The organism is Micromonospora sp. KC721 (genome assembly GCF_004348355.1).
Classification (GTDB): domain Bacteria; phylum Actinomycetota; class Actinomycetes; order Mycobacteriales; family Micromonosporaceae; genus Micromonospora.
Map to the genome: position 1 here is coordinate 1 of NZ_SMJY01000196.1, position 11,407 is coordinate 11,407.

General features: G+C 72.2%; 10 protein-coding genes and 1 pseudogene. 6 read left to right on the top strand and 5 right to left on the bottom strand.

Going from position 1 to position 11,407, the window contains the following annotated elements; all coding sequences use genetic code 11:
• Both E1182_RS25190 and E1182_RS25195 read right to left on the bottom strand, forming a co-directional pair.
• The coding region (locus tag E1182_RS25190) for a glycoside hydrolase family 36 protein (protein WP_243706410.1) at positions 1-2,035 on the bottom strand (2,035 nt) is incomplete at its 3' end.
• Positions 2,036-2,242: 207 nt separating this feature from the next.
• Positions 2,243-3,289 (bottom strand): LacI family DNA-binding transcriptional regulator, encoded by a 1,047-nt coding sequence (locus tag E1182_RS25195; protein ID WP_132269730.1) that lies wholly within the window; start codon positions 3,287-3,289, stop codon positions 2,243-2,245.
• A gap of 102 nt (positions 3,290-3,391) precedes the next feature.
• Here E1182_RS25195 and E1182_RS25200 point away from each other — a divergent pair, with 102 nt between their 5' ends.
• On the top strand, positions 3,392-3,949 hold the full coding sequence (locus E1182_RS25200; RefSeq protein WP_243706412.1) for a DUF4334 domain-containing protein: 558 nt from the start codon (positions 3,392-3,394) through the stop codon (positions 3,947-3,949).
• A 27-nt stretch (positions 3,950-3,976) separates the two neighbouring features.
• On the opposite strand, the gene E1182_RS25205 is transcribed toward E1182_RS25200, so the two are convergent.
• Together E1182_RS25205 and E1182_RS25210 are read right to left on the bottom strand one after the other, a co-directional pair.
• On the bottom strand, positions 3,977-5,806 hold the full coding sequence (locus E1182_RS25205; RefSeq protein WP_165942712.1) for a long-chain fatty acid--CoA ligase: 1,830 nt from the start codon (positions 5,804-5,806) through the stop codon (positions 3,977-3,979).
• 183 nt (positions 5,807-5,989) lie between these two features.
• On the bottom strand, positions 5,990-7,138 hold the full coding sequence (locus E1182_RS25210) for an epoxide hydrolase family protein (RefSeq protein WP_207921512.1): 1,149 nt from the start codon (positions 7,136-7,138) through the stop codon (positions 5,990-5,992).
• A gap of 85 nt (positions 7,139-7,223) precedes the next feature.
• On the opposite strand from E1182_RS25210, the gene E1182_RS25215 reads away from it, so the two are divergent.
• The 4 genes from E1182_RS25215 (at position 7,224) to E1182_RS25230 (ending at position 10,528) form a co-directional block, all read left to right on the top strand.
• Complete coding sequence (locus E1182_RS25215) at positions 7,224-8,186, top strand: YafY family protein (RefSeq protein WP_165942711.1); 963 nt, start codon at positions 7,224-7,226, stop codon at positions 8,184-8,186.
• A 38-nt stretch (positions 8,187-8,224) separates the two neighbouring features.
• Positions 8,225-8,650: an MmcQ/YjbR family DNA-binding protein gene (locus E1182_RS25220; RefSeq protein WP_132269722.1), complete on the top strand. Its 426-nt coding sequence runs from the start codon at positions 8,225-8,227 to the stop codon at positions 8,648-8,650.
• Positions 8,647-9,276 (top strand): LysE family translocator, encoded by a 630-nt coding sequence (locus tag E1182_RS25225; protein WP_132269724.1) that lies wholly within the window; start codon positions 8,647-8,649, stop codon positions 9,274-9,276. The genes E1182_RS25220 and E1182_RS25225 overlap by 4 nt, the downstream gene beginning before the upstream one ends.
• A gap of 235 nt (positions 9,277-9,511) precedes the next feature.
• Positions 9,512-10,528 (top strand): TerC/Alx family metal homeostasis membrane protein, encoded by a 1,017-nt coding sequence (locus E1182_RS25230; protein ID WP_132269726.1) that lies wholly within the window; start codon positions 9,512-9,514, stop codon positions 10,526-10,528.
• A 19-nt stretch (positions 10,529-10,547) separates the two neighbouring features.
• Here E1182_RS25230 and E1182_RS25235 read toward each other — a convergent pair whose 3' ends face one another.
• Positions 10,548-11,075 carry a GNAT family N-acetyltransferase gene (locus tag E1182_RS25235; RefSeq protein ID WP_132269734.1) on the bottom strand — a complete coding sequence of 176 codons (528 nt, stop codon included), beginning with the start codon at positions 11,073-11,075 and terminating at the stop codon, positions 10,548-10,550.
• Between the two features lie 133 nt (positions 11,076-11,208).
• On the opposite strand from E1182_RS25235, the pseudogene E1182_RS31755 reads away from it, so the two are divergent.
• Positions 11,209-11,407, top strand: a pseudogene (locus tag E1182_RS31755) (hypothetical protein); the annotation flags it as partial.

Below are 11,407 nucleotides of genomic sequence, written 5' to 3' on the forward strand. Positions count from 1 at the left end.
GCGTTCCGGTGGCGGACGCCCAGGCGCAGGTCCAGGGGGACAGGTGACGCGGGTGCAGCAGCTCGACGGTGACCTGCTGGCCGGTCAGGTGCGGCAGGCGCAGCGTGGCCGACCGGTCGGCGTCGGCGCGCCGCCACACCCCCAGGTAGGTGACGTTCCGGCGGCGCAGCGCGAGGCTGAGCCACGGGTCGCTCCAGGCGGGCAGGCCGAGCGGCCACAGCGGCACCGTGTCCGCCAGGTCGGCGCGGATGCCCCGGTACGCCTCGACGGCGTCCCGCACCGCTCGCAACTGGTCGGGCCGCATGGCGTCCAGCCGGCCGGAGAGGTAGAGGCGGCCGAGCAGACCGGTGCACAGGGTGAAGGCGAGCTGCTCGTCGGGCATGTCCGGCTGGGGGTACGCCCAGTTGGCGGACTGTTCCGGTAGGACGGACATCGGCGCCGCGACGGCGATCGGCGGGTAGTGCCGGTAGTCCTGCTGGTCGCTGGTCGACTGGAGTTGCATCCGGGACAGCAGGGCGTAGTCCATGCGCATGCCGCCGGAGGCGCAGTTCTCCAGGATCAGGTCGGGGTGGCGGCGGTGCAGCCGGTCCAACCAGGCCAGGTGCGCGCGGTTGTGGGCCAGCAGTCCGCCGCCGACGCTGTCGGCGTCCAGGTCGGTGCCGGCGCCGGGGTCGATGTTGTAGTCGAGTTTGAGATAGCCGACGCCGAGTTGCTCGACCAGCCGGTCGACGACCTCGTCGAGATGGGCGACCGCGGCGGGGTGGCGCAGGTCCAGGTGGTAGCGGTCGTGTTCGACCAGCCGGGCGCCGCCGCGTTGCAGGAACGCCTCCGGGGGGAGCTTGTCCGCCATCGGGCTGCGTACCCCGATCACCTCGGGTTCGAGCCAGAGGCCCGGGACCATGTCGCGGTCCCGGATGCGGGTCAGCACCTCCTGGATGCCACGGGGGAAGCGGGTCTGCGACGGCTGCCACTCGCCGACGCTGTCCCACCAGTTGAGGTCGTTGTCGTACCAGCCGGCGTCGACGCAGAAGACCTCGGCCCCGGCGTCGGCGGCCGCGTCGACCAGCGGCAGCAGTTTCGCCGTGGTGGGGTCCCCCATCAGCGTGTTCATGTAGTCGTTGAAGACCACGGGCAGCGTCGACCGGTCGCGGTGCGGGCGCACCAGGGTCCGCCGGTGGCCGGTGAGGGCGGCGACCGCACCGTCCAGACCGGCGGAGGAGACGGCGACCGACACCGGCACGGTGGTGAAGGACTGGCCGGGTAGCAGTGGCTGCTGCCACTGGTGGTCGATGTCGGTCGGGCCGAGCAGCGCCACGTACGCCCCGTCGAGCCGTTCGCCGACCTCCCACCGCCAGGGCCCGTTGTGCTCGATCTGCCACAGCCAGGCGTGTCCGCTGTCCCGCTCGACGATGCCGCCGGTGGGCAGGTGGGCGCCGGTGGACCAGGTCCCGGTGCTGACCACGGCGAGCCGGCCGCGACCGTCCTGGCCGTGCATCGCCAGGTTGAGGTCGGCGGTGACGGTGTCGCGCAGCGGGTGGCGGGTCCAGCGGCCCTCGCCGAGCCACTCGCTGTCGCCGCGGACCAGGTCGATGTTCTCCATCGGGTGACCGAGGAACCCGGCGGCGAAGGACGTGACCCCGAGCAACGGCAGCGGTCGCGTGCCGTGGTTGGTCACGGTGGTACGCACCTGCACGGCGCTGGTGCCGTCGGCCGAGCGGAACACGGTCCGGACCAGCAGGCCGGTCTGTTCGTCGCGCAGGTCGACGCGGAGCTCGTGCCACTGTCCGTCGCGCCGCTGCTGACTGCCGGCGTAGACCATGCGCCGACCGACCGTGGTCTCGGAGAAGCGTTGCGAGACCCGGGCCCGGCCCGCGCCGGCGATCAGCAGCTCCACCATCGGCTGGGTCGCCCGGGTGTGGTGTCGCCGGTCGCCGTCGGACAGGGCCCGGACGGCGACCGGGCCGTCGCCGGAGATGTCGATGGTCAACTGCAACGCCCGGTGTCCCCACACCAGACTGGTGTCGCGCCAGCTCACTGCCTGCTCCTGTCGTTGGTCGGACTCGTGACCGTGTGCCGGGCGGTCGGGGCCGGGCTCCGGTGACGGCCTCTGCGGTTGCCGTCGGTGCCGGTCGTGTGGTGGGCGGCTCGGCAAGTGCGGCCTCACGTCTGGCGTGAGGACGAGTGTGACCGGTCACACGACGCACCGGAAGTGGTCGTTACAATTCTGTTACCGGCAGGTGTCCTACCGCCCGCGCGGCGGTGCGGTCGACTCACGGACCACCAGGCGGGGCGCCTCCGGTGTCACCGCGGGCGGGACGACACCGGTCAGCTCGGTGGTGAGCGCCGCCAGGCAGGCCCGGCCCAGACCCGCGAAATCCATCCGCACCGTCGTCAACGCCGGCGTCCAGTAGGCCACCCCGGGAAGGTCGTCGAAGCCGACGATGCTCACGTCTCCCGGCACGTCCCGACCCGCCTCGTACAGCGCCCGGCGAACCGCGAGCGCGGTGTCGTCGTTGCCGCACAGGATCGCCGTGACGCCCTCGTCCGCTGCCAGTCGCCGGCCCGCCAGGTACGCCGACCGGGGATCCCAGTCGGCCGACAGGATTGCCGGCACCCGGACACCTGCCTCCTCCAGCGCGCCACGCCACCCCGCCTGGCGCGCGCTCGCGACCGTCTCGGAGGGGATGGCCACGTGGTGGACCGTACGGTGCCCCAACGACAGCAGGTGCCGCGTGGCGTCGGCCGCGGCCTGCCGCTCGTCCAGGAAGATCATGGTGCGCTCGCTGCCCGGCACCCCACCGGCCTCCGTCGCCGCGACCGCCGGCACGTCCGGCGGCAACGCCCGCAGGACGTTGGCGCCGGCCGGATCGAAGGCGACCACGATGACGCTGCCCGCACTGGGGTCGCTGACGTACTCGACGGCGTGGCGCACGTCGACGTCCTGGTCCGACTCGACCACCCGGACACCGACGGCCAGACCAGCCAGCCGGGCGGACTCCTCGATGCCCTGCAACGTGCTGGCGTACCCGTACAGCATGGTGTTCGCGGTCACCACGGTCACCGCGTTCGCCCGCCCCAGGCCGAGCGCCTGAGCGGCCCGGTTCGGCCGGTACTGCAACCGGTCGATGGCATCGAGCACCAGCCGGCGGGTGTCCGGGCGCACCTTGGGGGAATCGTTGAGCACCCGCGACACCGTCTGGTAGGAAACCCCCGCCGCGGCCGCCACGTCACGGATACTCGGAACGGCATCCCGCCGCTGCCGGGCCGGTCTGCCGGAAGACGGTCGCATCACGACACCAGCATGATCGGTCACCCTGCGCCGGGTCAAAGACAACCGACATCCCCGCCCTTTCCGCCACGCGCGCCGCGCCCGACCAAGGAGCTGCCACCCGTGACCGCCGACCACCCGCGCCGATCAGCTCTTAACGACCTGCGGGCCAAGCGGGACATCCGGCCCGCCCTGCGGTACTTCGACTCCCTCGCGCCGGTGACCGTGCGCGAGATGCTGGGCCGGTGGCGCGGAATCGGGCTGGCGACCCGCCACCCGATGGACGGGCTGCTGGAGCGCTCCGGCTGGTACGGCAAACGGTTCGAGACCCCCGAGGCTGCTCACCCGCTGCTGTTCGGCACGGCCGGCGGGAATGTGGTGAGCCTCGACCCCGCGTTGATCCCGCTGGGTTCACTGCTGCGCTTCCCGCGACTGGCCCACCTGCCCATCGCGGCGCAGGCGTTCCGGCTGGTGCGGCCGCTGCTGACCACGACGAGACCGACAGCTCGGCTGCGGATGACCGAGTACCGCGGCGTGGTGACCGCCACCATGTGCTACGACACGCTCCCCGTGCACGACGTCTTCCGGAGGATCGACGACGACACCGTCCTGGGCGCGATGGACACGCGCGGCTCCCCCCACCCGTTCATGTTCGTCCTCACCCGTGACGAGGCGCGGTGAGGGCACCCGGCAGCAGCCGGGACCGCGTCAGTGGCCCTGGTAGAGGGTGTCGACCTCGGCGGCGTACCGCTCGATGACGACGTCGCGCTTGATCTTGAGAGTGGGGGTGAGTTCCCCGGCTTCCTCGGTGAAGTCCTCGGGCAGGATGCGGAACGTCTTGATCTGCTCCGCGTGGGACACCGTCTCGTTGGCCCGGTCGATCGCGACCTGCACCGCCTGACGCAGCTGCGGATCGTCCCGCACCTGCGCCACCGAGACGTCCGGGCGGCGGCGCGCGGCACGCCAGCGGCGAAAGGCCTGCGGGTCGATGGTGACCAGCGCGGCCGGGTAGGGCCGACCGTCCCCCACGACCAGGCACTGGCTGACCAGCGGATGGGCCCGCACGGCCTCCTCCAGCGGGCCGGGTACGAGATTCTGGCCCGCCGCGGTGACGATGATCTCCTTCTTGCGGCCGGTGATGCGCAGCCAGCCGTCGTCCCAGCTGCCCAGGTCGCCGGTGTGGAGCCAGCCGTCGGCGGTGAACGTCGCCCGGGTGGCGTCCGGGTTGTTCCAGTAGCCGGGGAAGACCACATCGCCCCGGGCGAGGATCTCCCCGTCGTCGGCGATGCGCAGCTGCACGCCGGGCAGGGGTCGGCCCACGGTGCCGATCCGTTGGACCGACGGCGGGTTCACCGTCAGCGCCGGTGACGTTTCCGTCAGGCCGTACCCCTCCAACACGGTGACCCCGGCACCCCGGAAGAAATGCCCCAGCCGCTCGCCGAGCGGCGCGCCGCCGATGATGGCCGTCCGGCACCGCCCGCCCAACGCCGCCCGGATCTTCCGGTACGCCAGCAGATCGCACACGGCGTGGGCCAGCCGCAGCGGCAGGCCGGGGCCCCGGACGGTGTCACGGGCGCGGCTGTGGGACACCGCCACCCGGGCGGCCAGCGTGAACAACCAACCCCGGTGCGCGTCGGCCGCCTTGTCGCGCGCCCGGTTGTACATCTTCTCGAAGACCCGGGGCACCGCGAGGATGAACGTCGGGCGGTGGGTGCGCAGCTGGTCGAGGACGCCGGTGACGTCGGCGCTGTGCAGCAAGGTGGCGCGGGTCTGCACCATGCCCACCTGGATCAGCCGGGCGAACGCGTGCGCGAGCGGCAGGAACAGCACCGTCGACGCCCCCGGGTGCAAAATCGGCGACAGCACGTCGACGGCGGCGGTGACGTCGCAGTGGATGTTGCGGTGGGTCAGCACGCATCCCTTGGGTCGGCCCGTCGTGCCGCTGGTGTAGACGATCGTCGCCATGTCGCCGCCGGTCACCCGGGCGCGGCGGGCCGCCACCCGCGCGTCGTCCACCGTCCGGCCCTGCCCGGCGAGGGCGATCAGGTCGCCGGCGTCGATCTGCCAGACCTCCCGCAGCGCCGGCAGGTCCGGCCGCAGGCCGGCGAGCATCTCGGCGTGGCCGGGCTGCTCGACCACGCAGCCCGTCGCGCCGCAGTCCGCCAGGATCCAGCCGACCTGCTCCGCACTGGCGGTGTCGTAGATCGGCACGGTCACCGCGCCGATCGCCCACAGCGCATAGTCGACCAGGGTCCACTCGTAGCGGGTCCGGCTGAGCAGGACGACCCGGTCACCGTGTGCCACCCCCGCCGCGAGAAAGCCCCGGGCCAGGACCAGCACGTCGTCCCGGAACTGCTCGCACGTCACCGGCAGCGCGGTGCCCTGGACCGGCCGCCGGGCGGGCCAGGCCCGGGACACCGGCGCCGGGCGGATGAACTGCACCGCGCCGGGATCCTCCCGTGCGTTGATCCACACCTGTTCGGCCAGGCCCGGTGTCCCGGCACCGACGGGCGTGCTCGCCGCCGCCACGTCCTGCATGGTCATCCCCCTCGCCGCCCCGGGCGCAGGCCGGACCGCCCTACGGGTCTGCCACCATCGTGGCGACCCGGTCGCCACGATGGCCGCGAAATGGCGAAAGTGCTCCTGAAGCGGGCCGACAACGGGTAGCGCCCGGACGCCCACCCGGCCGGTGGGCCGGCCGGGTGGGGGTGCGGGTCGGGCTCAGCGCAGCGTCCGGAAGAACGCGCGCAGGTCGTCGACGAAGAGGCCGGGCTGTTCCATGGCGAAGAAGTGCCCGCCCCGGTCGTACTCGGTCCAGTGCACGACGTGGTGGTCTCGTTCGGCGAGGCGACGGACGGTGAAGTCGCGGGCCGTCGCGACCAGGACGCCGGTGGGTACGCCCAGACCGGCCGCCTCCCGTCCGTCCGCCGCGTCGCCCCAGGAGGCGGCGGTGATGTCCTCGTAGTAGACCTGGGCGGCGGAGCCGCCCGTGCCGATCAGCCAGTAGAGGGTGACGTTGGTGAGCAGGCGGTCGCGGTCGACGGCGTCGTCGGGCAGCCCGTCGGCGGCATGGTCGGTGAGCCGCTGGAAGTGCTCCACGATCCAGGCGAGCTGGGCGACCGGCGAATCGTGCAGCCCGTACGCCAGGGTGTGCGGGGACTTCGCCTGGATCTGCAGGTATCCGTCGTTGTAGTGGGCCATGCTCTCCAGCCGAGACTGCTCGACCTCGGTGAGCCCGTCCAGTTCCCCCTCGGCGCCGGTGGGGAAGGTGAACAGCGCGTTGACGTGCACGCCGATGACCCGGTCCGGGGCCAGCCGGCCGAGCGCCGGGGCGACCCAGGATCCGGTGTCGCCGCCCTGCACCCCGTAGCGGTCGTACCCGAGCCGGGCCATCAGCTGCCCGAGCGCCCCGGCCATCCGCTGGGTGCCCCAGCCGGGCCCGGCCAGGGGGGCGGAGAACCCGAACCCGGGCAGCGACGGCACCACCAGGTGGAACGCGTCGTCGGGGTCACCGCCGTGGGCCCGCGGGTCGGTCAGCGGGCCGAGGGTGTCGAGGAACTCGACGAACGAGCCCGGCCAGCCGTGCAGCAGCAGCAACGGCGTCGCGTCCGGCTCGGGTGAGTGGACGTGCAGGAAGTGCAGGCGTTGGCCGTCGATGTCGGTGACGTAGTGCGGGAGTTCGTTGAGCGCGGCCTCGTGCTTGCGCCAGTCGTACCCGGTCCGCCAGTAACCGGCCAGCTCCCTCAGGTAGGGCACGGGGACGCCGCGCTGCCAGCCGACGTCGGGCAACTCGGGCCAGCGGGTGGCGGCCAGCCGCGCCGCCAGGTCGTCCAGGTCGGCCTGCGGGATCGCGATACGGAAGGGGCGGATGTCGTGGGATGTGGTCGTCACGGCAAGCGACGTTAGGAGCCGGTCAGGTCAGGATCGGTCCCAACCGGCTGGCATCCTCACCGTCATGGTGAGGTCCTCGGCACGGCTGCTCCAGCTGCTGTCCCTGTTGCAGTCCCACCGGCACCGCTCCGGCGCGGAACTGGCCGACCGGCTCGGCGTCACCGTGCGCACGGTACGCCGGGACGTCGAGCGGCTCCGGCAGCTCGGCTACCCGGTGCAGGCCAGCCCGGGCCACACCGGCTACCGGCTCGGCGCCGGCGCGGTCCTGCCGCCGCTGCTGCTCGACGACGACGAGGCGGTCGCGATGGCGATCGGATTGCGGACCGCCGCCGCCAGCGGGGTGACCGGCATCGACGAGACCGCCGCGGCGGCGCTGTCCAAGCTGGAGGGCGTCCTGCCGGCCCGGCTGCGCCAGCGGGTGACGGTGGTACAGCACGCCACCGTCCGCGCCGGGCATCCGGGACCGACCGTCGGCCCGGACGTCCTTGCCACCATCTCCGCCGCCTGCTACCGGCGGGAGCGGCTGCGGTTCGACTACACCGACCACCACGGCGGCCGGTCGACCCGGCTGGTCGAGCCGCACACCCTGGTCAGCTTCGCGCGCCACTGGTACCTGCTGGCCTGGGACACCGACCGCGACGGCTGGCGGTGTTTCCGAGTCGACCGGCTGCGTCCCTGGACCCCGACCGGCCCCCGGTTCGTCCGCCGGGAACCACCCGGCGGGGACGCGGTGGCGTACCTGACGCGGCAGCTGTCCGTCGGGCCCTGGCCGGTACGAACGAGCGTGACCATGCACGAGCCGGCCGCCGTGGTGGCCGAGCGGGTCTGGCCCGGGATGGGCACGGTGGAGGCGGTGGACACCGCCCGTTGCCTGCTGCACCTCGGCGCCGAGACGGCCAGTGACCTGGCGTGGATGGTGGCGGTGATCGGCGTCGACTTCACTGTCACCGGGCCGCCCGAGCTGGTCGACGCCGTACGCGCGCTCGGTGACCGGTGCCGGCGGGCGGTGCCACGGCCCGAGCCGTGACGGCGAACCTGTCGGGAGGGCCGGTTAGTGTGCTGCGCATGAGCAGTCCCGCCGATGTCGCACCCGAGCTTCTCGACCGGCTGCGGCTGGTCTGCCTGCGGCTGCCGGAGGCGTACGAGGAGCCGGCCTGGGTGGGGGTCCGGTGGCGCATCCGCAAGCGGACCTTCGCCCACGTGCTCACGGTCGACGCCGACCACCAGGCTGCCCGGCACCGGGCAGCCCCGCCCGACCAACCGGTCGCCGTTCTGATCTTGCGGGCGCCGGTGGTCGAGGCGCACGCCCTGGTCGCCGGCGGCCCACCGTTCTACCGGCCCGGCTGGGGCGACGACGTGCTGGGCATGGTCCTCGACGAGGACACCGACTGGGGCGAGGTCGCGGAGCTGCTGACCGAGAGCTACTGCCTCCTGGCACCGAGAAAGCTGACCGACCGGGTGGCGCCGGTGGCAGACCGCGCGGGCTCATGACACTGACCGTCGGCCAGGTGCTCGGGTTCGCCGCCGTGATGGCGGTGGGCGCGCTCTCCCCCGGGCCGGACTTCGCCATCGTCGTACGCCACTCGGTGTCCGGGCGGGCCCACGGGATGGCGACGGCGACCGGGATCGCGGCGGGTGTGTTCGTCTGGGCGGTCACCGCCGCGACCGGGCTGGCGGCGCTGCTGGCGGCCTCCACGGTCGCCTTCACGGTCGTCAAGGCCGCCGGCGCCGCCTACCTCGCCTGGCTCGGCGTGCGGGCGATCGTCGCCGCCAGCCGCGACGCCGGCTCGCTGCGGGTGGCCGGTGGGCGAGCCGACCTCTCGCTGCTCGCGGCGTTCCGCCAGGGGCTGCTCTGCAACGTGTTCAACCCGAAGGCAGCGGTCTTCTTCGTCGCGTTGATGCCGCAGTTCCTGCGCGCCGACGCCGCACCGGCCGCCGCGGTGCTGCTGGCGTTGGTCGCCGCGACGGTGGCCCTGCTGTGGTTCTTCACCGTGGCCAACCTGGTGGCGGCGATGCGGCGGCTGCTCGACCGGCCACCGGTACGCCGGGCGATCGACGCGGTCACCGGTGTCGCGCTCATCGGGCTCGGCATCCGGCTCGTCGCGACCCGCAACTGACCGCGCTGTCGGGACGACGCCGAGGTGGGCCACCGCAGGAGATGGCAACTGCGTTCGCGACGGATGGGTCGTACCCGGTGCGGGCGGGCCGGCTGCTCTAACCTGGTCAGTGCGAGGGGAGCACTCCCCACGAACCACCCCGGTCGCTCCGGCACAGCGCAGGGCGCCTCGGGTGGTCGCCCGTGAAACGGGGTGAAGGAGACCTCGAACAGGACACGGTGTTCGAGGAGGAGTCGTGCCTGATCTGTCCTATGCCGCCGCCGGCCTGGAGTCGCTGGGTACGCCGTCGCTCTGGGCGGTGACGATCGCCGGTGTGATCGCCCTGCTGGTGTTCGACTTCGTGATCACCCGCCGCCCGCACGAGGTGTCGCTGAAGGAGGCGCTGGGCTGGTCGGCCTTCTACATCGCGCTGCCGCTGGCCTTCGGCGCCTGGATCTGGTCCGAGTTCGGCTCGGACCGAGGCTTCGACTACCTCACCGGCTACCTGGTCGAGAAGTCGCTGTCGGTCGACAACCTTTTCGTCTTCATGCTGCTGCTGGCCGCCTTCGCGGTGCCGAGCCCACTCGCCCAGCGGGTGCTGCTGTTCGGCATCACCGGCGCGCTGGTGCTGCGGGGAGTCCTCATCGCCCTGGGCCACGCGGCGTTGCAGATCCTCGACTTCACATTCCTCATCTTCGCGCTGATCCTGCTGTTCACCGCGGCCAAGCTGCTGCGCGACGCGCTCTGCGGGCACGACCAGGAGGTCGACATCGATCGGATGCGCTCGGTACGCCTGCTGCGTCGCATCATGCCGGTGGCCAACAAATACCACGGCACGAAGATGACCGTACGGGTCGACGGTCGGCGCACGCTCACCCCGCTGGCGCTGGTGGTGGTCGCGGTCCTCGCCACCGACATGGTCTTCGCCATCGACTCGGTACCGGCCGTGTACGGCATCACCGAGGATCCGTACCTCGTCTTCGCCACCAACGCCTTCGCGCTGCTCGGCCTGCGCGCCCTCTACTTCGTGCTGCACGCGGCGCTCAGTCGGTTGGTCCACCTCACCTACGGCCTGGCCGTCATCCTGGCCTTCATCGGCGTCAAGCTCGCCCTGCACTGGGCGCACGGCATCTGGTCCGGCGTCCCGGAGATCCCCACCGAGCTCTCCCTCCTGGTCATCATCGCGGTCCTGACCATCGTCACCGTCACCAGCCTGCGCGCGACCCGCAGGGCGGTGCCGGACCACAAGGACGTGATCCCCAAACGGCGGTGATCACCGTCTGTCGCCGGCGTCACGCCACGCCATGAGGGCAGGTGAGGTCGATGCGCCAGTCATTGCTGCGCATCAGACAGCCGCTGCCCGGCGGGTACTCGAAGTTGCAGGGACCGAGAAGAGTGAAGCCAAGGCGGTGGCAGAGGGCGTTGGAGGAGACGTTCTCGACCGAGGGAAAGGCGTGCAGGCTGTGGGGGGCATCGTGCTGGCGGGTGGCCTCGCGGACGATGGCGAGCAGGGCGGCACCGGCCGCGGTGGCAATGCCTCGACCTTGGAAGGGCGGCAGGACGTTCCAGCCGGTCTCGTAGATCTGCCTGCCTCGCCAGTCACGCTGGTGGTAGCCGATGCTGCCGACCATCTCGTCACCACGTAGAACGGCGAACAGGCAACCGCGGCCAGTCGCCGGCATGGCAAGGTATCGGCGATGCCGGGCGAGCAGCTTCTCCTCCGGCTCCGGACCACCGACGTATCGACGCATCTGCGCAGAGTTGATCCGACGCAGGAGGCCGAGCGCGGATTCCGACCAAGGCTCCAGACGAACGTCCATGCCGCACAGCCTGGCAGGCTTCGGGATGTTCGAGCATCTCAATTCGACCAGGTGGCGCTTCCTTGTTCGTCCGAACCTCTGCGCGTGCGCGGCGGACGAACCAGGCAGGACCGTTCGCGCCGAGGAGGCCCCGATGTTCACCCGTCCCGTTGTCGCTGTCACGTTCACCCTGACGGCGGCGCTGTTCGCCGGCTGCGGTGCCGAGCCGGTCGCACCGATCACCGGCCAGCCCGCCACCGGGCCGACCGCGTCGCCCACCATCGCCCCGACGACCGTCGCGAGCACGTCCGCGCCACCCACCACCCGTAGCGCCACCCCGCGCGGCACCGCGA

What these genes read in the sequence shown, in the direction of transcription:
- E1182_RS25195 (WP_132269730.1), bottom strand. Translation starts at nt 3,289, where the DNA reads ATGCGACCGTCTTCCGGCAGACCGGCCCGGCAGCGGCGGGATGCCGTT.
- E1182_RS25205 (WP_165942712.1), bottom strand. Translation starts at nt 5,806, where the DNA reads ATGCAGGACGTGGCGGCGGCGAGCACGCCCGTCGGTGCCGGGACACCG.
- E1182_RS25215 (WP_165942711.1), top strand. Translation starts at nt 7,224, where the DNA reads ATGGTGAGGTCCTCGGCACGGCTGCTCCAGCTGCTGTCCCTGTTGCAG.
- E1182_RS25220 (WP_132269722.1), top strand. Translation starts at nt 8,225, where the DNA reads ATGAGCAGTCCCGCCGATGTCGCACCCGAGCTTCTCGACCGGCTGCGG.
- E1182_RS25225 (WP_132269724.1), top strand. Translation starts at nt 8,647, where the DNA reads ATGACACTGACCGTCGGCCAGGTGCTCGGGTTCGCCGCCGTGATGGCG.
- E1182_RS25235 (WP_132269734.1), bottom strand. Translation starts at nt 11,075, where the DNA reads ATGGACGTTCGTCTGGAGCCTTGGTCGGAATCCGCGCTCGGCCTCCTG.